Below are 24,619 nucleotides of genomic sequence, written 5' to 3'. Positions count from 1 at the left end.
CTTCCCAAGCCCGTGAAACGACCCTGCCTCGCCAATGATCTGGGGATAAACTCGTCCTATCGTCGCGAAACCGACCGCCATCCCTTGATTGCGAACGAGACAACTTGATCGCCATCTTAAATTCTTCGTAAGTTTTTAGGGTGAGGGAATAGGGAAGCATCTGGGTGCGGCGCGAAGCACCCTTTGGGGGACATGAGTTTTGATGATCAAAACCGAAGCCACGTGTCGCGGCCGGAAGGTCCTGCTCGTCTCGACGGTCTGCGTTGTCGGCTTGACCCTGTCGGCCTGTCAGTCGACCTCGTCTTCGACCCATGAGGAGCTGGCGCCGGAGGACGATGCGCCGATCTTCAGCTCGAGCATCTTCGGCGTTAAGGCGAGCCCGCGGATGACGCGGTCCAAGACCGTGCCCAAGGGCGGCGGCCGCGATCAGACCGGCAAGCCCTACATGGTCAAGGGCAAATGGTATTATCCCAAGGAAGAGCCGGGCTACGTGAAGTCCGGCACCGCGTCCTGGTACGGCGCGAATTTCCATGGCCGTCTGACGGCCAATGGCGAAATCTACGACATGTATCATCTGTCGGCCGCGCATCCGACCTTCCCCCTGCCGTCCTACGCCCGTGTGACCAACCGAAAGACCGGCGCCTCCGTCATGGTGCGCGTCAACGATCGCGGCCCCTATGTCCATGATCGGGTGATGGATGTCTCCTCGCGCGCAGCCCAGCTTCTGGGCTTTCAGCAGGACGGCATTGCCGATGTGAAGGTCGAATATGTCGGCCGAGCCCCGCTGGAAGGCGACGACACGAAAGTCCTTATGGCCTCGTACCATCCTGGTACCGTGAAGCCGGAGGATGCCGGGCTCTCGTCTGGCGTCATGGTGGCCTCGAAGAGCGAGTCGGTTTGGCCGTCCTTTCTTACCGCAGCCTTCAGCCCGCGCAGGCAGGAACAGCCGGCAGAGGTTGCGACCAAGCCTCTGGTGCGTCCGGTCCCCAAGGCGGTGGCGAAGAGCGCGCCCAAGCCATCCTCCATCGAGGACCTCATCGACACCTACGACGCCGCGACGCCGCCGGGCGTGTCCATGCCGAAGATCACGATGTCTTACGCCAAGTCGCTCGGTCTGTCGTCCGACGCGATGCGGGCGATTGCCGCGATCGCGCCGAATGACGCGCCCAGCAACCGTATCGAAATCGGTCGGGTCGATGATATCTCCCAACTGATGGCGCTTGAGAACGCGGCGGCTGGCTATGGCGAGATTGTCGAGCAGAAAAGCGCGGAGGGATCGTCCTTCGCGCTGGTGGTGGCCGAGGGGCAGAGCATCGATGTCGGTCTGCGCCGCCTTTGGTCTGCCGGTTTCAAGGATGCCTTCGCCCTACGGGACGAGTGAGCTGCAGGGGATTGCATTCGCCCGCTTCGATCGTTCCTCCATGCCGTTCGCTTCCATGCCCCTCGACTCCTTGAGGTGTATGCCGGAGCCGATCTATCGAGCGTTGGCCGCGTCGCTGCTTGCCGCCGGCATACTTGCGGCAGCTAACGGTCCCGCGCAGGCCCAAGGGCCGGACGCCCCGTTCTTTACCGACACGGCAGCGCGCAGCGCCTATGTCCTGGATGTCGAAACTGGCAGCATTCTTCTGGAGAAAAACGGCGATCAGGGCTTCGCGCCGGCCTCGCTCGCGAAGCTGATGACTGCCGACATCGCTCTGGACGCGCTGGCCAAGGGCGCCATCGAGCCCCAAACGACTTATCCCGTCAGCGACCATGCCTGGCGCACCGGCGGCGCACCATCCCGGACCGCCACGATGTTTGCTTCAGTGCGCTCCAACGTGCCGGTGGACGCGCTGTTGAAGGGCTTGGCAATTCAGGGCGCCAACGATGCTGCGATCATCCTTGCGGAAGGCCTGGAAGGTTCGGAACGCGCCTTTGCCGAGCACATGAACCGACGCGCCACTGAACTCGGCCTCACCGCCTCCCACTTCGTGAACGCGACGGGTCTGCCGGCCGAGGGGCAGGCCGTTTCGGCGCGAGACATGGCACTTCTCGGCCGTCATATCGTCTCGGCCTATCCCGAGCAGGCGGTGCTCTACGCCGAGCCGGAGTTCGAGTGGAACCGCATTCTACAACGCAATCGCAACCCGCTGCTGCGCCTTGGCATCGGCGCAACTGGGCTGGCGACCGGCTTCACTGACGGCGAGGGCTATTCGATCGTCGGGGTGATCGGGAAGGATGGTCGTCAGACCGTTCTTTCACTCTTCGGTTTCGAAAGCGACGCGGCGCGAACCAAGGAGACGGTGCGCCTGTTCGATTGGACCAACGCGAATTTCGAGCGGCGCACGATCTTCGCGTCCGGTCAGGCAGTGGGTCAGGCGCAGGTCTTCGGCGGAACGGCCGGTCAGGTTTCAGCAGTGGTCGATGGCAAGGTGGAACTTTACATCCCGCGCAAACGCACCGACCTCGTTGCCGCCACCGTGCGATATGACGGCCCGTTGCAGGCGCCTCTGCGCAAAGGCGATCGAATCGGCACGTTGAACGTGACGATCGAGGGAAAGCCTGCCTTGCAGCGAGACGTCTTCGTCGGAGAGGACGTGTCGGAAGGTACGTTTGCCGCGCGGGCGGCGGGCGCGATCCAGGAACTGGCTTTTGGCTGGATCCGCAGCCTATGAGAGAAGCCACGTCCATAACCGATCCAAGCGCCGGCTTCTTTCTCACTTTCGAGGGAGGCGAGGGAAGCGGCAAGACGACGCAGATCGCTCGTTTGGCCTCATTCCTGCGCGAGCAGGGGCATGAGGTCTGCACGACGCGCGAGCCCGGCGGGACACCGGCCGCCGATGCGCTCCGGCAGATCCTCCTGTCCGGCCGGGCTCGCGACCTCGGCGGCGAAACGGAGGCCCTGCTGTTCGCGGCGGGACGGCGCGACCATATTGAGGGCGTGATCCTGCCGGCCCTTTGGCGCGGCGAGATCGTGCTCTGCGACCGGTTCCATGATTCGACCCGGGTCTATCAGGGCAGCGTCGGCGGCGTTGCGCCCGAGACGCTGGCCGTGATGGAAGCCGCGACGTTGGAGGGGGTCGTCCCTGATCTGACGCTGATTCTCGACATTCCGGCCGAGCAGGGTCTGCAACGCGCGGCCACCCGGCGAGGCCAGGACGCCGCCGATCGGTTCGAAAGTGAGCCCGTCGCTCTGCACGAGCAAAGGCGGAAGGCCTTCCTGCGGATCGCCGCCTCGGAGCCGAGCCGTTGCGTGGTGGTGGATGCCGCGCGTGAGGCCGATGTGATCGAAGCCGAGATCCGGCGGATCGTCATGGAACGGCTTGTCCGGAAACAGAGCTTTCCCCAACAGCTGGGGAAGCTATCGCCATGACGCTGACCATCGTCGCGGGGCATGACGACATTGCTGACATCCCCACTCCGGCGGAGCGGATAACGCTTCTGGGTCGGGCCGCCGAGTGGGGCCAACTCCAGTCGGCTCTGACGGACGGACGGTTGCATCATGCCTGGTTGTTCCAAGGGCCGGAAGGCATCGGCAAGGCGACCACGGCCTATGCCTTCGCGCGGCGCCTGATCGGCGGCGAAGGTGTTCTCGTAGATCAGGCTCATGGCGAGCCGAGTTTCCACGAGGACCATCCCGTCCTTCGCCAGATGGCGCAGGGCAGCCACCCCAATTTTTTGCATATCCGCCGTCCGCCGATGGATCGGGGCGAGGGCTTTCGGACGCAGATCACCGTCGATGAAGTCCGTCGCCTCAATCACTTCTTCCGAAGCACGGCGGCCGACAACTGGCGTGTGGCCCTGATCGACCCCGCCGACGACATGAACCGCAACGCTGCAAATGCGCTTCTGAAGATCCTGGAGGAGCCGCCGGAGCGTTCGATCTTCTTGATCGTCAACCACATGCCGGGCCGGCTTCTTCCGACGATCCGCTCGCGTGCCAGAACACTCCGCTTCTCGCCGCTGTCCGCTGAGGCTGTCGCGCGCGGTCTTGCCGCGAGTTTTCCCGAACAGGACGCCTCCTCGATCACCGCGGCCGCGAAGCTTTCCGGCGGCAGCCTGCGCTCGGCCTATCATCAGATCGTGTCGGGCGGCCTGGAGATCATGCAGGAGGTGGATAAGGTCTACGGCGCGGGGCGGACCGACTGGCGTCATGTCCACGCCTTGGCCGATAGTCTGTCCCAGAAGGGCCGCGAGGAAGCCTGGGGATTGGTGCGCGATGGCTTGTTCGATCGCTTGGCCCAGGACGCGCGCCGGGCGGTCACGACGGGGGATCAGCGCTTGGGGGCGGCGCTTGCCGAATTCTGGCGAAGCGAGACGGGCCGATGGCAGGACGCGGCGGCCTTCAACCTCGATCGTAAGCAGACGCTCATCACCTTCGCCTCGGGTCTGGCTGCCGTTCGGGAGAAGAACCGCTAAACGATTGCGATCGCTTTGTTGAGGGGCGGCACGGGATGGTTTATTGCGGCCAGAGTTGACCGATTCCTGCAGGCAAGACGATCGATATGGCTGAGACCTTCTATCTGACCACCGCGATCTCTTATCCCAACGGGCGCCCGCATATCGGCCATGCCTACGAGCTGATCGCCACCGACACAATCGCCCGGTTCAAACGGCTGGATGGCTACGACGTCCTGTTCCTCACCGGGACGGACGAACACGGCATCAAGATGCTGCAGACCGCGCGAAACCTTGGCATCGAGCCGATCGAACTGGCAACCCGAAACTCCGGCGAATTCCAGGAGATGGGTCGGCGCGTCGGTAGCTCCAACGACGATTTCATCCGCACCACGGAAGAGCGCCATCGCAAGGCGAGCCAGGCGATTTGGACTCGGATGGTCGAGGCCGGCGACATTTACAAGAGCTCCTATGCCGGCTGGTACTCCGTCCGCGACGAGGCCTATTACGCGGAGGACGAAACCCGGCTGGCTGAGGACGGCAAGCGCCTGGGTCCCCAGGGCACGCCGGTCGAGTGGGTGGAGGAGGAAAGCTATTTCTTCCGCCTGTCGCAGTTCGGTGAGCGGCTGCTCTCCCATTATGAGGCGCATCCCGACTTCATCGGGCCGGCCGAGCGGCGCAACGAGATCGTTTCCTTCGTCAAATCCGGCCTTCGCGACCTGTCGATCTCCCGCACGACCTTCGACTGGGGCATTCCCGTTCCCGGCGACGAGCGGCATGTCATGTATGTCTGGGTCGATGCGCTCACCAACTACCTGACTGCGACCGGCTTTCCCGATGCGGGCGAGCGCAATCGCTTCTGGCCGGCCGATCTCCATGTCATCGGCAAGGACATCGTCCGCTTCCACGCGGTCTATTGGCCGGCCTTTCTGCTGTCGGCCGGGATCGAGCTGCCCAAGCGCATCTTCGTCCATGGTTTTCTCTTCAATCGCGGAGAGAAGATGTCGAAGTCGGTCGGCAACGTGATCGATCCGATCGCGCTGGTCGATGTCTACGGGCTCGATCCCTTCCGCTACTTCCTCCTGCGCGAGGTGCCCTTCGGCCAGGACGGCAATTACTCGCACGAGGCGATCGTCGCCCGGATGAATTCCGAGCTCGCGAACGATCTCGGCAATCTGGCACAGCGCTCGCTGTCGATGATCGCCAAGAACTGCGAGGGCAGGGTGCCCGAGCCGCTCGACTTCACCGAAGCCGATCATGCCATTCTCAATCAAAGCGGCCAGCTCCTGCAGCTGTGCCGCGCCTCGATCGATCGGCAGGAACTTCATTCCATGCTGGCCACGATCGTCGCCACGGTGTCCGAGACGAACCGCTACTTCGCGGCTCAGGAACCGTGGGTGCTGCGAAAGACCGATCCGGCGCGGATGGGAACCGTTCTCTACGTGACCGCCGAGGTCGTTCGCCGCGTCGCCATCCTGCTCCAGCCTGTCATGCCGGAATCCTGCGGTAAACTGCTCGATCTTCTGGCCGTGGGCGCTGACGAGCGAAGCTTCGCCTCGCTTGATCACGGCACGGTCCTGCCGGCCGGGCGCGAGCTGCCGGCGCCCTCCGGCGTCTTCCCGCGCTTCGTCGAGCCGGAAGCGGGCAACGCGTGATGACGCGGCCCTATCTGGTCGACAGCCATTGTCATCTCGACTTTCCGGAGTTCGCGTCCGACCTCGACGCCATTTTGGCGCGAGCGGGCGAGAACGGTGTCGGGTTGATGGTGACGATCTCGACCTACACTTCGAAGCTGCCCAATCTGTTGCGACTGACCGAGCGATTCGCCCAAGTCTATGCTTCGGTCGGCACGCATCCGCTGAGCGCTGCAGCCGAGCCGGACGTTCCGACCGAGGAGATCGTTCGCCTCAGCCGAAACCCGAAGATCGTGGCGATCGGCGAGGCAGGGCTCGACTATTTCTACGACCGCGCGCCGCCCGAAGTTCAGAAGCCGGTCTTCATTCGCCATATCGAGGCGGCTCGCGAGACCGGGCTGCCGCTCGTCATCCATGCGCGCGACGCCGATGCCGATATCGAGGCCATCCTGAGCGAGCAGACGCGCCTCGGAGCCTTTCCCTTCATCCTCCATTGCTTCTCGTCCGGCCGACGGCTGGCGGAAGCCGGGGTGGAACTCGGCGGCTATGTGTCCTTCTCCGGTATCCTAACCTTCAACAAGTCGGAGGAGATCCGCTCCATCGCGCGGGGCGTGCCGATGGAGCGGCTGCTGGTCGAAACGGATGCGCCGTTCCTTGCACCGCCGCCCCATCGCGGCAAGCGCAATGAGCCGGCCTTCGTCCGTCATACGGCCGAAGCGCTTGCCAAGGTGAAGGATCTCGATCTCGATACGATCGCCGCCGCCACGACCGACAATTTCTTCCGCCTGTTCAGCCGCGTCCCCGGCGGCGCCGCGTAAGGAGGCTGCGTGACCGATCGCTTGCGCCTCACCATCCTGGGATGCGGCAGTTCGCCAGGGACGCCGCGCATCACCGGGGATTGGGGCGCCTGCGATCCGAACGAGCCGCGCAACCGGCGCGGCCGGTGCTCGGCCATGATCGAGCGGCTCGGTCGTGACGGGCGGACCGTCGTGGTGATCGATTGCGGCCCGGACTTTCGCGAGCAGATGCTTCGAGAAAGCGTCCGGCATCTCGATGCCGTCTTGGTGACGCATCCCCATGCCGACCATTTCCATGGCCTGGACGACATTCGCGGCTTCTTTCTGGAGACAGGCCGAGAGATCGACCTCTACGCCGACGACGCGACCTATGTCCGCCTGCGCGAGGCCTTCGGCTACTGCTTCCAGACGCCGCCCGGCAGCGCGTATCCGCCGATCGTTCGACGACTGCCGATTACCCCGTTGGAGCCCATCCGTATCGACGGTGCCGGCGGCACGATCGAGTTCCTGCCGTTCGAGCAGGATCACGGTTCGATCCTGTCGCTCGGGTTCCGTGTCGGGCCGATCGCCTATTGCAGCGATGTCAGCGACTTTCCAGAAAGCGCGCAGAGCGCCATCGAGGGAGTGGAGCTGCTCGTCATCGATGCTCTCCAGTATCGGCGTCATCCCAGCCATCTCTCACTCGAACAGGCGATCGATTGGATCGCTCGGTTCCGTGCGCCGCGCGCCGTTCTAACCCATATGCACACGCCGCTGGACTACCAGACGCTGCTGCGCACGCTGCCCGACCATGTCGCGCCCGCCTATGACGGCCTGCAAATCGAGTTCGATCTCGGCTGAGCGTCAGGACGCTTCGTCCTGCAAAAGGACGAGTGGATCGACGCGCTTTTCCAACTTCTCCGCACATTCAGTCTTCGAACTATAAACTGGTCTCACAGGCCAGGCTTCAACAACCATCAGCACTTATCGTGTTCCATAATCCATATTATGAGTATTAGATGCTGAGGTGATGAGGGAGAGGTGGTGGAGATATCAGCTGGTCCGCCCCCTATCCGTCGATCGCTGGGGCCGATCCCAGCTTGACCGACATCGGTCCTGCGTTCAGGACCGATGTACGGATCGGCCGATGGAGTTTGAGATGCAGCCGTCGCGAGACATGAAGCGCTTGGTCGAAATCATGAGTGCCCTGCGTGCCCCAGACACGGGTTGCCCCTGGGATCTCGAGCAGAGCTTCGACACGATCATTCCCTATACGATCGAGGAAACGTTCGAGGTGGTGGACGCGATCGAGCGTCGCGACCCGGACGATCTCAAGGAAGAACTGGGCGACCTCCTGCTTCAGGTCGTCTACTATAGCCAGCTCGCCGCCGAGGCCGGCCTCTTCGATTTCGAGGATGTGGTCGAAGGCATCACGCGCAAGATGATCCGGCGCCATCCGCATGTCTTCGGGGATACCGATGCGCGCAGTGCGCGGTCCGCCAAGGGACAATGGGAGCGCATCAAGGCCGAGGAAAAGCGCGAGCGCGCCGAGGCTCGCGCCGTCCGCCTGCGGGCCGAGTTGGATGGTACGGCCGAGCGCTCGGAATGGTCGGGCCGGAACGAGGCCGCGACAAGTCTTCTCGACACGGTGCCGGGAGCGCTGCCAGCGCTGACTTTGGCAAGGAAGCTGCAGGAAAAGGCCGCGACCGTCGGCTTCGACTGGACGACGCCCGAACCGATCATCGCCAAGCTACGCGAGGAAACGGCGGAGTTCGAAGCGGCGTCCACCAGCCAAGAGCGGAGCGACGAGCTGGGAGATCTCCTGTTCACGCTCGTCAATCTCGGGCGGCGCTACGAGATCGACCCGGACTCGGCGCTTAGAGGAACTGTTGCGAAGTTTCGCGATCGTTTTCGGCTGATGGAGGTCGCAGCGGATGACGAGAATCTCCGCCTTGCGGATCTGTCCCTGGACGAGCTGGAGGCGCTGTGGGTGCGAGCCAAGCGCTCGTCGCAGCCGGAAGCCGAGAGTATCATCGGCTGAAGCGTTGAAATGTCGAGCGGTCGCGCATCAGATGATACGCGACCGCTCGACTCCGCCCGAGATCAGTCGATCCGAAGGTTGGGATAACGGGAGCCGAGCCGCTGGAGGTCGGACCGCGCCTGGCGTGTCACGTCCAAAACGAGATGCACGCCGCCGTCTTCGAGATCCTCGCGTTCGCGCACGATCGAGTTCTCATAGACCCACGGCAGGACCGTCATGCTGTCGGAGGGAACGTCGAGTTCCAACAACTCCGCCTTGCCGGCGATGCGACGCTCGATCTCCGCAAGAAGCGCATCGACACCCTCACCGGTCAGGGCCGAGGCCAGATGGATCGAAGGACCTTTGGCGTTGGACGCCGCGGTCTGCGCCAGATGCACACGGGCCGACTCGTCCAGCCTGTCGATCTTGTTCCAGACTTCGATGACGTGATCGGGGTCGTCCACATCGACGTCGAGATCCTTCAGGATCTTGTTGACGTCGGCGGACTGGGCCAAGCTGTCGGGGTCCGACATGTCCCGCACATGCAAGATGATATCGGCCTCGATCACCTCTTCCAGCGTTGCGCGGAAGGCGGCCACGAGATGCGTGGGAAGATCGGAAATGAACCCCACCGTATCCGACATGATCACTTCCGTTCCATGCGGCAGCGTGATGCGCCGCAAGGTCGGGTCGAGCGTAGCGAAGAGCAGATTCTTGGCCAGGACATCGGCGCCCGTAACCGTATTGAAGAGCGTCGATTTGCCAGCATTGGTATAGCCGACCAGCGCGATCACGGGATGGGGCGTCTTCTTGCGCTTGGCGCGATGGAGAGTGCGGGTCTTGCGAACCTGATCCAGCTCCTTTTCCAAACGCTTGATCTTGTCCTGCAACTGCCGCCGATCCGCTTCAATCTGCGTTTCGCCAGGGCCGCCGAGGAAGCCCGCGCCACCGCGCTGTCGCTCCAAGTGGGTCCAACTGCGAACAAGCCGCCCGCGCTGATAGTTGAGATGCGCCAGTTCCACCTGGAGCCGGCCTTCCTTGGTGCGCGCGCGCCGCCCGAAAATTTCCAAGATCAAGCCGGTGCGGTCCAGCACCTTGGCGTTGAGTTCCTTTTCGAGATTGCGCTGCTGCACCGGCGTCAGCGGATGGTCCACGATGACGAGGCCTATTTCCTCGGCCGCCACCAGGCCCTTCAGCTCTTCCACTTTGCCGGACCCGATCAGGGTCGCCGGCTGAGCCTTCGAGACGGGAATAATCCCGCGCGCGACGACATGAAGGTCGATCGCGGCGGCGAGACCTTCGGCCTCGATCAGGCGATCCTCGTCGGCTCGCCGGACTAGATCCGCCCCTTCTTCTGCGCGCGAACGCTCCCGAAGAACGGGGACGAACACCCCTGCCCTAGTCGCGACCTGCTTGTGTTCGATCGGTCCCTTGGAACCGGACGCCTTGTCGAATTCAGTCAATCAGACTTCCCGCCTTCTTCCCCACCGTCGTTCATATTGACCGGCTGCGACGGCATGATCGTAGATATGGCGTGCTTGTAGACAAGTTGCGAGTGCCCATCGCGTCGAAGCAGCACGCAAAAATTGTCGAAGGACGTCACGACGCCGGTCAGCTTGACGCCGTTCACGAGGAAAATCGTGAGGGAAATCTTCTGTTTGCGGACCGCGTTGAGGAACAGGTCCTGCAGGTTGGGAAGGCGCTCGGCCATGGGAAATCAGTCACTCTTCTTGGCTTGCCCGACACGTTGGTGCGTCGGGACGTGCTTGTTATTCGACGGCGGGCGCGAGCTCGCCGCCCCATGTCACAGTGTCGACCATTCCCACGATTCGTTTCAAGCCGATGACGTGAGCGGTCTCATCCATTGGTCCGATAAAATCGCCGGTGCGTCAAAAGAACTCCAGGCTCACCCGGAAGAACTGCTCGACCTGCCGCACCGCCGTGGACCGAACGAAGATCACGACGTGATCCCGCGCCTGGATGCGGGTCTGGGCATTGGGCCGGATGAAGATGCCGTTGCGCGAAATGGCGCCGATGCGCAGGCCGTCGGGCAAGTTCAACTCGTGCAGCGGGCGCCCGACCAGAGGCGACGTGTCCAGGGCCTCGACCTCGATCACCTCCGCCACGCCGTTCTGGACGGAATGAACAGCCCGGATGCGGCCGCGGCGGACATGCTGCAACACGCGAGAAATGGTGACGGATTTGGGGTCGATCACCGAGTCGACGCCGAAGCTTCGTGACAGCTCGTGATAGGTTCGCCCGTTCAGCAGAACGAGATTGGACTTGGCGCCGAGCCGCTTGGCCAGCGCGCCAGAGAGGATATTGACCTGATCGTCGTTGGTGAGAGCCACCATGAGATCGGCCTCGCCGATATCGGCTTCCTTCAGTATCGCGGGATCGAGCGCGCTGCCGTTGAGGACGGTGGTGCGACGAAGCTCGTCGGCCAGCTTGTTGGCCTTCAGAATGTCAGGCTCGATCACGCGGAGGCGCTTGGATGTCTTCTGCCGCTCCATAGCGCGGGCGACCGCAAGGCCGACATTGCCGCCGCCCGCGATCACGATCCGCCCGGCTTCCGGCTCCTCGTGCCCGAACAGCGCCAATGTTCGCGCGACATTGGTCTGCTCCACGACGACATACGCGAGGTCGTTGGCATAGAGCTGATCGGCCGAGTTCGGAATGAAAAGGTTGGCGTCGCGAAAGATGCCGACCACGGTCGCGCCGAGATCAGGAAACAGCGCCGACAATTGGCCGAGCGGCATGTTGAGAATCGGGCATTCGTCGTGGCACTCGATGGCGAGAAGCGCGATCGTGCCGCTGGCGAATCGGACGGAGTCCACCGCGCCCGGCAGCGCGATCCGCCGCATAACCATTTCCGCGACCTCGATCTCCGGCGAGATCACGACGTCGATCGGCAACTGGTCCGTGGCGAACAAGGTCTGCCAATGCGGCTGGAGATAGGACTGCGCGCGGATACGGGCGATCTTCAACGGCACGTTGAAGATGGAATGGGCGACCTGGCACGCGATCATGTTGACCTCGTCGTGCAGGGTCACCGCGATCAGCATGTCCGCCTCGGCCGCGCCTGCCTCAGCCAGCACTTCTGGATATGCGCCATTGCCGACGATGCCGCGCGCGTCGATCCGCTCGCGCAACGCGTTCACCAGCGCAGGCGACGTGTCGATGACGGACACGTCGTTCTGCTCGGCGGCTAGGCGTTCGGCGATGCCATAGCCCACCTGCCCGGCACCGCAAATGACGATCCGCATGCAGTCGGCCTTAGATGCCGAGGGACTTCAGCTTGCGATGGAGCGCAGACCGCTCCATGCCGACGAATTCCGCCGTTCGCGAGATATTGCCGCCGAACCGGTTGATCTGCGCGACGAGATACTCCTTCTCGAACACTTCGCGCGCATCGCGCAGCGGCAGCGCGAGAATGCGCCCGTCCGACTGACTGGGTGTGCGCGGCAGCATGTCGCCGACCTCGCGTGGCAGCATGTCGGCGGAGATGTGCTCGGCATCGTCCTGCCGCGACAGGATCATCAGCCGCTCGATATTGTTGCGCAGCTGGCGAATGTTGCCCGGCCAGTCGCTCGACTGGAGGACGGCGAGCGCCTCGGGGCTCAGCGCCTTAGGCTTGATGCCGGTCTGTTCGCCGATCTGTTTCATGAAGGCTTCGATGAGAAGCGGAATGTCGGCGCGGCGGTCCGCCAGCGGCGGCACCATGATCGGCACCACAGCGAGGCGGTGGAACAGATCCTCGCGGAACGAACCTTCCGCAATCAGCGATTCCAAGTTCTGCGCGGTCGAGGAGATGATGCGAACATCGACCTTCACCTTCTTCGTCCCGCCGACGCGTTCGAAGGTCTGGTCGGTCAGAACCCGCAGGATCTTGTTCTGCGTTTCACGTGGCATGTCGCCGATCTCGTCGAGGTAGAGGACGCCGCCGTGGGCCTCCTCCAGCGCGCCGATCTTGCGCTCGACGCCGGGCGGGGTGTCCGTGCCGAACAGCTCGATCTCCATGCGCTCAGGCGTGATCGCGGCGGCGTTGAGCACGACGAACGGACCCTTGGCGCGGGCGCTGGCGCCGTGGATCGCGCGGGCGACCATTTCCTTGCCCGATCCGGACGGGCCGAGGATCATGATGCGGCTATTGGTCGGCGAGACGCGTTCGATCGTCTGGCGCAGCTGGTTCATGGGCTGCGACTTGCCGAGAAGATCGGGCGAATCGGAGGAGCGGCGGCGGAGTTCCAGCACCTCGCGCTTGAGCTTCGATGTCTCCAGCGCCCGCTCGGCCACGAGCACGAGGCGGTCGGCCTTGAAGGGCTTTTCGATATAGTCGTAGGCGCCACGGCGAATGGCCGAAACGGCGGTCTCGATATTGCCGTGTCCCGAAATCATCACGACCGGGATCTCGGGATGCTGGGTTTTGATGGCGTCCAGTACGTCCAAACCGTCGAGCCGGCTCCCCTGTAGCCAGATGTCCAGGAAGATCAGCCGCGGCGCGCGGTCGGCGATCGCCTGCAGCGCCATGTCCGAATTGCTCGCGGTGCGGGTCTCGTGTCCTTCGTCTTCCAGAATGCCGGCCACGAGTTCGCGAATGTCGGCTTCGTCGTCAACGACCAGAATGTCCGATGCCATCAGTGTTCACCATGCGTCTGATTGGATGGGAGACCAGCGTTGGCGGTCTGCTCGAAAGGATGCGATTGGGCCGAGGCGGGAAGCCGGATGCGAACCAGGGCTCCCGGCCGTCCGTCCGGTGGATCTTCGAGTTCGATCGTTCCGCCGTGCTCCTCGATGATCTTGCGGACGATGGCCAGGCCAAGCCCGGTGCCCTTTTCCCGCGTCGTCATATAGGGCTCGAGAAGGCGATCTCGATTCTCCTGGGGGAAGCCTTTTCCGTTGTCTTCTATCTCGATGACGTGACTTTCCGAACCCGGGGTCGCGCGGATGGCGATATGCCCGGCATGGTTCTCCAGGGTTTCCATGGCCTCGACGGCGTTCTTAACGAGATTGCCGAAGGCCTGGGAAAGAAGTCGCACGTCGAAGGAGCCGAGCAGCGGCGCGTCTCCGAACTGGTTTTCGAACCGGACGCCGTGCTCTCCCATCTCGCGCATGAAGACGGCCTCGCGCAGCGCCTCGCGCAGGTCCTTGTCTTCCAGCTTGGGCTTGGGCATCCGAGCGAAAGTGGAGAACTCGTCCACCATGCGTCCGATATCCGACACCTGGCGGATGATCGTGTCGATGCAGCGATCGAACACCTCGCGGTCGCCTTCGATCGTCTTGCCATAACGGCGGCGAATGCGCTCGGCGGAAAGCTGGATCGGCGTTAGCGGATTCTTGATCTCGTGAGCGATGCGCCGAGCGACGTCCGCCCAGGCGGAGGAGCGCTGCGCGTCTACGAGATCGGTGATGTCGTCGATTGTGATGACGCTGCGCTGGTTGCCCTCGCCGCTTTCCTCGGACGTCACGCGGATGGTCAGGACACGCTCGCGGTCGCGAGCCCGGAGTTGTATCTGCTCCTGATGCTCGCGATGGCGCGAATGCTTGGCGGCCTCGTAGACGCTGTCGATCAACGGGAAGCGGGCTGCCAGGGGGACACCGACGGCCTCTTCCGCCACCGTGCCGAGAATGCGCTCGGCGGACGGGTTCAGCATGCTGATCGACCCGTCGGTGTCGACGCCGATCACACCCGCCGTGACGCCCGACAGAACGGCCTCGGTGAAGCGGCGGCGCTCATCAATCACATCCTTGGCGCGGATGAGTTCCGAACGCTGGCTGCCCAGCTGGCGGATCATGTTGTTGAAGGTGTTGGACAGGGAGCCGACATCGCCGTCCGACGCACGCACGGGAACGGACACATCGAGATTGCCCTCGCTGACCTCGTCCGCTGCGCCGATCAGAAGCCGGATCGGCCGTACCAGCCTGTCGGCGACGCCGATGCCGGTCCAAATGGCGGACAAGAGAACGATCAGCGTGATGCCGAGATAAAGGAGAGCGAAGGCGATCTGGAGGTTGAAGCGGTTCTTCTCCAGCCCGGAATATTCGGCCGTGCGCTCCTCCATAAGCCGAAGCGCCGCGATCACGTCGGGGTCTACGACGCGCACCGTGTAGAGATAGACGTCGTTGAAATCGCGCAGCTTTGTCACAGCGCCGACGAGATTGGTGACGCCGGGCGGAATGAAGACGAGATTGCCCTGCGCGGCCTGTTCCAGAGCGTCGGCGGGCGGGACCGGAAGCGGGCGCTCAACCGGAACGTCTGCGCGGAGGAACGGCGTTCCATCGGCGCGAAGAAGCTGGGCGCCCAGGAGCGAGCGGCCCCTCGCCTGCTCCGTCATCAGTGCGCCGAAGCCGGTGCGGTCGAGATCGAACAGCTGGCGCTGCGCCCCGAGGTCGTACGCCATGGAAAGCGTCGAGCCCTGCAGATTGCGGGCGTTCTCGTTGACATAGGCTCGGGCGACGCTGGTGGACGATTCCACGATCGTTCGCGTGCGAATTTCGAACCAGCGATCGAGGCCTAAATCGAGCGTGATGCCGGCGACGATGGCGACGAGCAGTGCCGGGATGGCCGCAACGATCGAAAACAGGATGACGATGCGCACGTGAAGGCGCGAGGCGGCCTTGCCGTTGCGCCGGGCCTTCGTCATGCGCACGACCTCGCGGCCGATCAGGCCGCAGAGGAGCAGAACGAAGACACCATTGACCAGCGAGGCGATCCGCACGACCGTGTCGGTCGGCGCGATCGACGTCAGTCCCATGAGGACGACGAAAGAAATTGCCCCGGTGATCAGAGCGCCGGCAACGGCCAGAATGCCGGGAATGAGCATGAAGCGCCGCCGCTCGCCGAACGTCGGAGCCTCGCTTTCATTCGGAACAGTGTAGGTTGCCATCATGCCACTACCATATACGGAAGTGACACGATTGCAACGCAATGTGGCCGAAATGCAACTAAATTTGATGGCTTTTTAACGGATAGACCGAACGATCGAGATATCGAGATCTCGGATCTTCTTGCGAAGCGTGTTGCGATTCACGCCCAAGAGATCAGCCGCTTTTACCTGATTGCCGCGCGTCGCCGCAAGCGCGGCGGCGATGAGTGGATATTCCACTTCACGCAGGATGCGTCCGTGTAGGCCCGGCGGCGGAAGATCGTTGCCGTAGGAGGAGAAGTAGTCGGCGAGATACTTCTCGACCGAAGCCGAAAGATCGATCGGCTTGCTACCGTCGCCATCACCGCCCAGTGACTTGGCGTGATCGTTGGAGAGTTCGTGGTCGATCAGTTCGGCGGTGATCTCGTCCTGCGGATAAAGCGCGCAGAGGCGGCGAACGAGGTTTTCCAACTCGCGAACGTTGCCGGGCCAGGAGTAGCGGCGCATGACGTCGAGCGCGCCGGGCGTCAGCGTCTTTCGCGCCAAGCCTTCCTTCTGCACCACCGTGAAGAAATGGTTGGTGAGATCGACAAGGTCCTCGATCCGCTCGCGCAAGGGCGGCAGGCGGAGCGGCACGACATTCAGTCGGTAGAACAGATCCTCGCGGAACAGACCGCGCTGGATTAGCTGACGCAGGTCCTTGTTCGTGGCCGCCACGATCCGCACATCGGTCGCGATCGGCGTGCGACCGCCGACGACGGTGTATTCGCCCTGCTGGAGGACGCGCAGCAGCCGGGTCTGCGCCTCCATCGGCATGTCGCCGATCTCGTCGAGGAAAAGCGTCCCCCCCTCGGCCTGCTCGAAGCGGCCGCTGGTGCGGGTCTGCGCGCCGGTGAAGGCGCCCTTCTCATGGCCAAAAAGCTCGGATTCGATCAGGTCGCGCGGAATGGCCGCCATGTTGATGGCGACAAAAGGCCCCTTCCGCCGACGCCCGTAGTCGTGCAGCGCGCGCGCGACGAGTTCCTTGCCGGTTCCCGACTCACCCGTGATCGTCACGGTCAGATCGGTCTGCATCATACGCGCCAGCGCGCGGTAGATTTCTTGCATGGCCGGCGAGCGGCCAACCAGCGGAATGGTCTCGCCGTTCTCGTCCGCATTGGCGAGGCGGGCCGGGTTCTTCGGCTCGGCCAGCGCACGGCGGACGATCGAAATCAGCTCCGTCAGGTCGAAGGGCTTCGGGATATAGTCGTAGGCGCCCTTCTCCGACGCCTTGATCGCGGTCATGAACGTGTTCTGCGCGCTCATGACGATCACCGGTAGGTCCGGCCGCGTGTTCTTCATCTTCGGTAGTGTGTCGAAGACGCTGCCGTCCGGCATCAGCACATCGGTGATGACAAGATCGCCATCGCCCGCACTGACCCAGCGCCAGAGCGTTGCGATGTTGGAGGTCACGCGAACCTCGAACCCGGCGCGCATGAGCGCCTGCGAGATCACGGTGCGGATCGCGGCATCGTCGTCTGCGACAAGGATTTGGGAAGTAGCCATTATCGCGTCCGTTTCCCCGTGTTCCGATGCGAGGTGGTGTCAGGGCTCGTCGGATCGGCCCAGGCGGGCATCAGGATCCGAAAGCTGGTGTGGCCGGGCTGGGATTCACATTCGATGACCCCGCCATGATCGCCGACGATCTTGGCGACCAACGCTAGCCCCAGCCCGGTTCCGCTGGGCTTGGTGGTCACGAACGGGTCGAAAATGTGTTCGCGGATATCCTGGGGAACGCCGACCCCATTGTCTTCGACGATGAACTCGAGCGGTAGCGTCACGCGCGACTTCGTGCCCGGTACGGAGAGGCGGACGCCTGGGCGGAACGCGGTGGACAGGCGAATCTCGCCATCTTCCCGGCCGGCCAGCGCTTCGCTCGCGTTCTTCAGGAGATTGAGGAAGACCTGAATGAGCTGGTCTCGGTTGGCGAAGACCGGCGGCAACGAAGGGTCGTAGGTTTCCTGAATGCGGATGCCACGCGCGAACCCGCTTTTGGCGAGCGTCTTCACATGTTCCAGCACGGAATGGATGTTGACGGCCGAGCGCTCGATCGGACGCTGGTCGGAGAAGACCTCCATCCGGTCCACGAGCTTCACGATCCGGTCGCTCTCTTCCTGGATCAGCCGGGTCAGCACGCGGTCGTCGTCGTTGGCGGAGGCTTCCAGAAGCTGCGCCGCGCCCTTGATGCCCGACAAGGGGTTGCGGATTTCGTGAGCGAGCATGGCCGCAAGCCCGGTGACGGTGCGCGCCGCAGAGCGGTGGGTCAACTGGCGGTCCATTTTGTCGGCGATCGAGCGAAGCTGGACCATGACCACGACATGGCCCGGCGCCTCCGCCAGGCTGGAGACATAGACATCCACCAGCCGCTCGCCCCCGAGCCGGGGCGAGGACACGTCGACGCGATACTCGCTGATGCGCGAATCGTGCAGACGAACCTGCTCGATCAGGCCGAAGATCGGGCTGTCATGAGGAATGAAGTGCCCCAGCGTCTTGCGCGCGAGGCTGGCCGCGCTCGCGGAAAAGAACTGCTCGGCGTCCGAATTGACGGAGGCGAACTCGTTTTCCGGTCCCAGCACGAACACGGGATGCGGCAGGGCATTGAGAATCCCCATCTCGCCGCTTGAGAAGGACGGCTCAACGCTCGAAGTCATGGGTCAGGCCGCTTTCCGCAGGGTCTGCAATTCCGAATCGACGTCGCCGATCGTCATGCCGTCAAGAAGGGTTCGGAGGTCCGAGGCGACACGGCGATGGTCGGCCTCGCGCAAAAGCGGCGCCTTTCGCTCGCCCGGCACCCGCGCGCGATCGAGATACCAGCCGAGATGCTTTCGGGCATGCCGAAGCCCGGCCTGGGTGCCGTAATGCGCGAGCATCCCTTCGTAATGATCGGCGACGAGATCACCGAAGGAGCGCGCGGCGAGATCGTTGGGGGCTGCGCCCGAAAGAAGCGCGGGAAACCAAGGGCGGCCGCAGGCCCCTCGCCCGACCATAACGGCGTCCGCGCCACTCAGCCGTAGCATCGAACCATGCTGGGCGCGCTCCGTCAGATCGCCGTTCGCGATTACAGGAATGCTCACCACGTCCTTGACCGCCCGGATGGCCGACCAGTCTGCCTCGCCTTCATAGAACTGATCCCGCGTGCGGCCATGCACCGTTACCCAAGCGATCCCGGCGCGCTCGGCGCGAAGAGCGAGGTCCGGCGCATTGAGACTGCTGCGATCCCAACCGAGCCGCATCTTCAGGCTGACAGGCACGCGCCCCGCGCCCTCCAGCGTCGCCTCGATCAGGCGCAATGCATGGTCGAGATCGCGCATGAGCGCCGAACCCGAAGCGCCGCCTACGACCTTCTTGGCAGGGCAGCCCATATTGATATCGATGAGATCGGCGCCTTCGCCCGCAACGAGACGAGCGGCATCGCGCATTGCGTTCGCCTCGCGGCCAGCCAGTTGAACGGCATGACAACCGGCGCCGTCGGCGCTCATTCGAAGTCGGCTTTCGCTGTCGCCTTTCAGCAATTCGCCGCTCGCCACCATCTCGGAGAAAACAAGCTTCGTCCCGAAAGAGCGGACAAGGCTTCGAAACGGCACGTCGGTAATGCCCGACAGCGGGGCGAGAAGAACGCGCGTCGCCGGAGAGGCTCCACTCCCCAGAAGGTCCCGCGGCCGCACCTCGCTCGAATCGCCGCTAATATCGGCAAAAACTGTGTTTGACGCGTTTTCCATCATGGCGCTTGTACCATATCCGGGCATGCTCAAAAGACAAGCATCGGAGGCGTGTGATGCTCCAATATTGTTGCACTGCACGTATGCGAATTGGGCTTTGCCTTTGCAACGTGTCCGGGCTGCGATAAGCCGATCCGGTGTCAGGGGGACCGGAATGTACCAGAGTAAGACGGCCGTGGTGATCGTGGCCGCCGGGCGTGGGGAACGCGCGGGTCAATCGGAGGAAGGGCCGAAGCAGTACCGCCGCATCGGCGGGCGGCCAGTTCTGCAATGGACGGTCGAGGCCTTCCTGCGCGACCACGCCTTTCAGACCATTGTTGTCCTCATCCACCCCGACGACGTCGAGCGCGCGAACGCATGCCTGTCTTGCTTTGGCGATCGGATCAGGCTTGTCCCCGGTAGCATCACGCGCCAAGCTTCCGTCCTGAAAGGGTTGGAGGCCTTGCGAGCTGCGGCGCCTGAGGCAGTCCTGATCCATGACGGCGTGCGCCCCTTCGTGTCCAGCCGTGTGATCGACGAGGTGTTGGACGCTGTGTCTCGAAGCTCTGGCGCCATTCCGTCCGCTCCGGTGACTGACACGATCAAGCGCATGGGCGATGGCGGCTTCATCGCCGACACGGTGGATCGCAAGAATCTCTTCGCCGCGCAAACCCCGCAGGGCTTCCCCTTCGACCTCATTCTCCAGGCGCATGAAGCGGCGACGCGCGAAACCGCTCAGGCCTTCACGGACGATGCGTCGCTTTTCGAATGGCGGGGCCACCCCGTCGCGCTCGTTCCCGGCGAGATGCGCAACGTGAAGCTGACGCTGGCCGAAGATATCACCGCCGCCGACACCAAGCTCAGGAGCGCCTCGCGCATGATCGATGTAAGAACCGGCAATGGCTACGACGTGCACCAGCTCGTGGAGGGAGACCATGTCACGCTTTGCGGCGTGCGCATCGCCCATGAACAGACGCTGCTTGGCCATTCCGATGCCGATGTGGGGCTGCATGCTTTGACCGATGCGCTTCTGGCGACGTGCGGCGCCGGCGACATCGGCACGCATTTCCCGCCGAGCGATCCGCAGTGGAAAGGCGCGGCATCCAGTCTGTTCGTTCGGCACGCGGTCGAGATTGTTCGAGAGAAGGGCGGCCGTATCTGCAATGTCGATGTGACGCTGATTGCGGAAGCGCCGAAAGTCGGCCCGCATCGCGCCGCTATGGTCGCGGCGATCGGCGAGATGACTGGGCTCGAGCCCGAGCGCATCTCGATCAAGGCCACCACCAACGAAATGCTGGGCTTCATCGGCCGGCGCGAAGGCATTGCGGCCATCGCAACGACCAGCGTCGTCTATGGAGATGCGGAGAGTGCGCGGTGACTGAGGACGGCATCCTCGCTCAGGCGCGCCGGATCGTCGAACTCGCGCGGCAGCATGGACTCACCCTGGCCACGGCGGAATCCTGCACGGGCGGTCTCGTCGCAGCCGCGCTGACGGCAATCGAAGGCTCTTCGGTCGTTTTCGACCGAGGCTTCGTCACCTATTCCAATGGGGCAAAGCAGGACTTGCTTGGCGTGTCCGGTGAGAGCTTGGCGACCCACGGTGCCGTGTCGCAGGCCGTCGCGCTGGAGATGGCGGGGGAAGCGAGGGCTCGCGCCAAGGTGGACATCGCCTTGTCGGTCACGGGCATCGCTGGTCCCGGCGGTGGGACCGAGGCCAAGCCAGTGGGCCTCGTGCATTTCGGCCTCGCCAGCGAACGCGGCGTCGAGCATCGAGAAATGCGCTTCGGCGCGCTCGGTCGCGACGCCATCCGGCGCGAGTCCGTGCGCGTCGCGCTCGAATTTATCGAAACCGCCCTGCTCCAGAACGCGCCGCGTCAAGTCGGCGACTAAGCTTCCGCGACCCGTTCCGGCGCGTAGATTCGATCCGCCCGTTCCTCGAAGGCGGTGGAGAAACGGCGGAAGGCGAAGTCGAACATCGAGCCCATCAGAAGGCCAAGCGTCCGGCTCTTGAATTCATAGTCGATGAAAAACACGACCTCGCAGCCATTGGCATGCGGTTTGAAGAACCAACGGTTCTCCAGATAGCGAAAGGGTCCGTCGACATATTTGACGTCGATTTCCAGTTCGGCCGGCTTCAGCAGGACCTGAGACGTGAACGTCTCTCGGACCAGCTTGTAGGCCACCGTCATGTCGGCGATCAGCAATGTCTTGCCGTCCCGCTCCTTGCGGGAGCGGACCACAAGGCGTTGGCACAGCGGAAGGAAATCGGGATAGCGCTCGACATCCGCGACCAGATCGAACATCTGACCCGGCGTATGCTTGACGAGGCGACTGCTTTCGAACTTCGGCATTGATTTAGGCTGCAGCCTGCTTCGCCAGACGCGCCGCCTTCAGCTTCTCGAAATCCTCACCCGCGTGGAACGAGGACCGCGTAAGGGGGCTGGAGGCAACGAGAAGAAAGCCCTTGGTGCGGCCGACCGTCTCGTAGGAGTTGAACTCCTCCGGCGTCACGTAGCGGATCACGGGATGATGCTTGCGGGTCGGCTGGAGATATTGGCCGATCGTCATGAAGTCCACGTCAGCCGTGCGCAGATCGTCCATGAGCTGCAGGATTTCGTTCCGCTCCTCGCCAAGCCCGACCATGATGCCGGACTTCGTAAAGATCGTCGGATCGAGTTCCTTGACCCGCTGCAGAAGGCGGATCGAATGGAAGTAACGTGCGCCTGGCCGAACGGTCAGGTAGTTGCGCGGCACGGTTTCCAGATTGTGGTTGAAGACATCGGGTCGCGCCTCGACCACGCGCTCCAGCGCACCCGGCTTGCGGAGGAAGTCCGGCGTCAGGATTTCGATCGTCGTCCCAGGCGCTGCGGCGCGGATGGCGCGAATGGTTTGGACGAAATGCTCGGCGCCACCATCGGGAAGATCGTCCCGATCCACCGAGGTGATGACGACATGGGTCAGCCCCATCTGGGCGACCGCGCGGGCGACGCTGGCCGGTTCCCCCATGTCCAACGCATGAGGCAGACCCGTCGCCACATTGCAGAAGGAGCAGGCGCGGGTGCAGATCCCGCCCATGATCATGAAAGTCGCGTGTTTCTTTTCCCAGCAGCCGCCGATATTGGGGCAACCCGCCTCTTCGCAAACCGTCACCAGCTTGCTGGATTTGACGATCTCTCGGGTCTCGAAATAGCCGGGCGAGACGGGCGCCTTGACGCGGATCCAGTCCGGCTTCGGCAACACCTCCGTATCGGGACGGTGGGCCTTTTCAGGGTGACGTGGCCGAGGCGAAGCCTCGGCCACTTTGCGCGTGTCGAGAACGGTGACCATGAGCCCTATTTAAGACAGGCCACCTCGGGACGCAACGAGACCTTAGGCCCGGCCGCGGATCGCGCGCCAGAGGAAGATCAGGATGCAGGCGCCGACAATGGCGACGATGAACTGAACGATAAGGGAAGGCGCGGTATAGACCCCAAGCAGGCCCAGGATGAAGTTCAAGAACAGGGCACCGACGATGCCGAGGATGATGTTGGTCAGCAGGCCGACATTGGCCTTCATGATCTTTTCTGCGACCCACCCGGCCAGACCGCCGAGGATGATCGACATGATAATTCCAACGCCGTTCATACAAAAACTCCTTCCAAACCTGCGGCACTTCGGCTCGCCCATGGGGTAAATGGGCGAAAATATGTCCGGTCAAGGTAGGAAGTCGGCTCCGGATGGTGCCGGAGCCGAAGTTTTATCCCGCTTACATATGAATGACGCGGCCATAGGCGTCGAGAACGCTCTCGTGCATCATTTCCGAAAGGGTCGGATGCGGGAAGACCGTGTGCATCAGGTCTTCTTCCGTGGTCTCGAGACCCATGGCGACCACGAAACCCTGAATCAGTTCGGTGACTTCCGCACCCACCATGTGAGCGCCGAGAAGCTCCCCGGTCTTCGCGTCGAAAATGGTCTTCACCATGCCTTCTGGCTCGCCGAGTGCGATTGCCTTGCCATTGGCGACGAAGCGGAAGCGGCCGACCTTGATCTCCCGACCGCCTTCCTTGGCCTTCGCCTCCGTCAGGCCGACGGATGCGACCTGCGGCTGGCAATAGGTGCAGCCGGGGATTTGCTCGCGCTTCATCGGGTGGACGTGAAGACCCTTGATCGCTTCGACGCAGATCGTGCCCTCGTGCTCGGCCTTGTGGGCCAGCATCGGCGCACCAGCGACGTCGCCGATCGCATAAACGCCTTCCACATTCGTCCGACCGACCGCGTCGATCTTGACGAGACCGCGTTCGACCACAACGCCGACGCCTTCGAGATTCAGGCCTTCGGTGTTGCCCTGGACGCCAACCGCCGAAATCAGCCGCTCGGCTTTCAGGACCTGCGTCTTCCCACCCTGCTCCACCGTGACTTCGACACCTTCGCTGGTCTTGGTAACCTTGGCGACCTTGGCGTCGGAGAGGATCTTCAGACCTTGGCGCTCGAACTGCTTCCTGGCAACGGCGGCGATCTCTGCGTCTTCCACGGGGAGGATCTGCGGCAGCAGTTCCACCACCGTCACTTCGGCGCCCATCGTGCGGTAGAACGAGGCGAACTCGATGCCGATCGCGCCTGAGCCCATGACGATCAACGACTTCGGCATGGAAGCCGGCTTCATCGCCTCGAAATAGGTCCAGATCCGATCCCCATCCGGCTCGATGCCGGGAAGGACACGCGGCCGCGCGCCGGTCGCGACGATGACGTGCTTCGCCTTATAGGTGCCATGGCCGAGAGCGCCCTTGGGCACTGGATTTTGCGGCTGCACGGCTGGCTTGGTCGGCTCGCCGACCTCGATCTCGACCGGGCCACCCTTGCCGGCCTTGGTGATCTTCGCCTGACCCCAGATGATGTCGATCTTGTTCTTCTTCATCAGCATGGCGACGCCGCCGTTCAGCTGCGCCGAGACGCCGCGCGAACGCTTCACGACCGCCGAGATGTCGAAGCTCGGCTTCTCGATCTTGAGGCCATAGTTTTCACCATGCTCGGCATAGTGGAAGATCTCGGCCGAGCGCAGCAGCGCCTTGGTCGGGATGCAGCCCCAGTTCAGGCAGATGCCGCCCATGTGCTCCCGCTCGACCACGGCGGTCTTGAAGCCGAGCTGCGCGGCGCGGATCGCCGCGACATAGCCGCCCGGTCCACCGCCGATGATGAGGATATCGTAGCTGTCGGCCATAGGAGCGGCTCC

22 protein-coding genes are annotated in these 24,619 nt (G+C 63.3%); 10 read left to right on the top strand and 12 right to left on the bottom strand.

Annotated features, from left to right (window positions below; genetic code table 11):
* The first annotated feature begins 385 nt into the window (after positions 1–385).
* The 8 genes from M673_RS25090 to mazG all read left to right on the top strand — a co-directional run bounded on the left by M673_RS25090 (position 386) and on the right by mazG (position 8,828).
* Complete coding sequence (locus M673_RS25090) at positions 386–1,381, top strand: septal ring lytic transglycosylase RlpA family protein (protein ID WP_274534656.1); 996 nt, start codon at positions 386–388, stop codon at positions 1,379–1,381.
* Complete coding sequence (locus M673_RS11115) at positions 1,317–2,654, top strand: D-alanyl-D-alanine carboxypeptidase family protein (protein WP_244493155.1); 1,338 nt, start codon at positions 1,317–1,319, stop codon at positions 2,652–2,654. Before M673_RS25090 ends, M673_RS11115 begins: the two co-directional genes overlap by 65 nt.
* Entirely contained in the window at positions 2,651–3,352 is a 702-nt protein-coding gene (gene tmk / locus M673_RS11110; protein ID WP_061976125.1) for a dTMP kinase, read from the top strand. Before M673_RS11115 ends, tmk begins: the two co-directional genes overlap by 4 nt.
* Positions 3,349–4,398, top strand: coding sequence for a DNA polymerase III subunit delta' (locus M673_RS11105; protein WP_061976124.1), 1,050 nt, complete (start codon positions 3,349–3,351; stop codon positions 4,396–4,398). The genes tmk and M673_RS11105 overlap by 4 nt, the downstream gene beginning before the upstream one ends.
* A gap of 86 nt (positions 4,399–4,484) precedes the next feature.
* A complete protein-coding gene (gene metG, locus M673_RS11100) occupies positions 4,485–6,032 on the top strand; it encodes a methionine--tRNA ligase (protein ID WP_061976123.1) in 1,548 nt (515 codons plus the stop codon).
* Entirely contained in the window at positions 6,032–6,829 is a 798-nt protein-coding gene (locus tag M673_RS11095; RefSeq protein WP_061976122.1) for a TatD family hydrolase, read from the top strand. Before metG ends, M673_RS11095 begins: the two co-directional genes overlap by 1 nt.
* A gap of 9 nt (positions 6,830–6,838) precedes the next feature.
* The gene (locus M673_RS11090) at positions 6,839–7,648 is read left to right on the top strand and encodes an MBL fold metallo-hydrolase (RefSeq protein ID WP_061976121.1); all 810 of its coding nucleotides are present in this window, start codon (positions 6,839–6,841) and stop codon (positions 7,646–7,648) included.
* 298 nt (positions 7,649–7,946) lie between these two features.
* Positions 7,947–8,828: a nucleoside triphosphate pyrophosphohydrolase gene (mazG, locus tag M673_RS11085; RefSeq protein WP_061977800.1), complete on the top strand. Its 882-nt coding sequence runs from the start codon at positions 7,947–7,949 to the stop codon at positions 8,826–8,828.
* Between the two features lie 62 nt (positions 8,829–8,890).
* Here mazG and hflX read toward each other — a convergent pair whose 3' ends face one another.
* The 8 genes from hflX to M673_RS11045 all read right to left on the bottom strand — a co-directional run bounded on the left by hflX (position 8,891) and on the right by M673_RS11045 (position 19,434).
* Positions 8,891–10,231, bottom strand: coding sequence for a GTPase HflX (gene hflX / locus M673_RS11080; protein ID WP_061977799.1), 1,341 nt, complete (start codon positions 10,229–10,231; stop codon positions 8,891–8,893).
* A 35-nt stretch (positions 10,232–10,266) separates the two neighbouring features.
* A complete protein-coding gene (gene hfq / locus M673_RS11075) occupies positions 10,267–10,518 on the bottom strand; it encodes an RNA chaperone Hfq (protein WP_061976120.1) in 252 nt (83 codons plus the stop codon).
* A gap of 178 nt (positions 10,519–10,696) precedes the next feature.
* The gene (gene trkA / locus M673_RS11070; protein WP_061976119.1) at positions 10,697–12,073 is read right to left on the bottom strand and encodes a Trk system potassium transporter TrkA; all 1,377 of its coding nucleotides are present in this window, start codon (positions 12,071–12,073) and stop codon (positions 10,697–10,699) included.
* Positions 12,074–12,083: 10 nt separating this feature from the next.
* A complete protein-coding gene (gene ntrX, locus M673_RS11065; RefSeq protein WP_061976118.1) occupies positions 12,084–13,445 on the bottom strand; it encodes a nitrogen assimilation response regulator NtrX in 1,362 nt (453 codons plus the stop codon).
* The gene (locus M673_RS11060) at positions 13,445–15,697 is read right to left on the bottom strand and encodes a sensor histidine kinase NtrY-like (protein ID WP_082639360.1); all 2,253 of its coding nucleotides are present in this window, start codon (positions 15,695–15,697) and stop codon (positions 13,445–13,447) included. Before M673_RS11060 ends, ntrX begins: the two co-directional genes overlap by 1 nt.
* A gap of 72 nt (positions 15,698–15,769) precedes the next feature.
* Positions 15,770–17,218 (bottom strand): nitrogen regulation protein NR(I), encoded by a 1,449-nt coding sequence (gene ntrC, locus M673_RS11055; protein ID WP_061976117.1) that lies wholly within the window; start codon positions 17,216–17,218, stop codon positions 15,770–15,772.
* The gene (locus tag M673_RS11050; protein WP_061976116.1) at positions 17,218–18,363 is read right to left on the bottom strand and encodes a two-component system sensor histidine kinase NtrB; all 1,146 of its coding nucleotides are present in this window, start codon (positions 18,361–18,363) and stop codon (positions 17,218–17,220) included. The genes ntrC and M673_RS11050 overlap by 1 nt, the downstream gene beginning before the upstream one ends.
* 3 nt (positions 18,364–18,366) lie before the next feature.
* Complete coding sequence (locus M673_RS11045; protein WP_082639359.1) at positions 18,367–19,434, bottom strand: tRNA dihydrouridine synthase; 1,068 nt, start codon at positions 19,432–19,434, stop codon at positions 18,367–18,369.
* A 151-nt stretch (positions 19,435–19,585) separates the two neighbouring features.
* Between M673_RS11045 and M673_RS11040 the strand changes: the two genes are divergently transcribed.
* Both M673_RS11040 and M673_RS11035 read left to right on the top strand, forming a co-directional pair.
* Positions 19,586–20,788 (top strand): bifunctional 2-C-methyl-D-erythritol 4-phosphate cytidylyltransferase/2-C-methyl-D-erythritol 2,4-cyclodiphosphate synthase, encoded by a 1,203-nt coding sequence (locus tag M673_RS11040; protein ID WP_061976115.1) that lies wholly within the window; start codon positions 19,586–19,588, stop codon positions 20,786–20,788.
* Positions 20,785–21,300: a CinA family protein gene (locus tag M673_RS11035; RefSeq protein ID WP_061976114.1), complete on the top strand. Its 516-nt coding sequence runs from the start codon at positions 20,785–20,787 to the stop codon at positions 21,298–21,300. Before M673_RS11040 ends, M673_RS11035 begins: the two co-directional genes overlap by 4 nt.
* Here the strand turns inward: M673_RS11035 and M673_RS11030 are convergent.
* The 4 genes from M673_RS11030 to lpdA form a co-directional block, all read right to left on the bottom strand.
* A complete protein-coding gene (locus M673_RS11030; protein ID WP_061976113.1) occupies positions 21,297–21,761 on the bottom strand; it encodes a type II toxin-antitoxin system RatA family toxin in 465 nt (154 codons plus the stop codon). The genes M673_RS11035 and M673_RS11030 overlap by 4 nt on opposite strands.
* A 4-nt stretch (positions 21,762–21,765) precedes the next feature.
* Positions 21,766–22,737 carry a lipoyl synthase gene (lipA, locus tag M673_RS11025; protein ID WP_061976112.1) on the bottom strand — a complete coding sequence of 324 codons (972 nt, stop codon included), beginning with the start codon at positions 22,735–22,737 and terminating at the stop codon, positions 21,766–21,768.
* A gap of 42 nt (positions 22,738–22,779) precedes the next feature.
* Positions 22,780–23,034 carry a GlsB/YeaQ/YmgE family stress response membrane protein gene (locus M673_RS11020; protein ID WP_061976111.1) on the bottom strand — a complete coding sequence of 85 codons (255 nt, stop codon included), beginning with the start codon at positions 23,032–23,034 and terminating at the stop codon, positions 22,780–22,782.
* A 121-nt stretch (positions 23,035–23,155) separates the two neighbouring features.
* A complete protein-coding gene (gene lpdA, locus M673_RS11015; protein WP_061976110.1) occupies positions 23,156–24,607 on the bottom strand; it encodes a dihydrolipoyl dehydrogenase in 1,452 nt (483 codons plus the stop codon).
* Between the last annotated feature and the right edge of the window lie 12 nt (positions 24,608–24,619).

Source organism: Aureimonas sp. AU20, assembly GCF_001442755.1.
Lineage (GTDB): Bacteria > Pseudomonadota > Alphaproteobacteria > Rhizobiales > Rhizobiaceae > Aureimonas.
The sequence above is the reverse complement of the archived record's forward strand: the minus strand, read 5'-3'. Positions and strand labels throughout refer to the sequence as shown.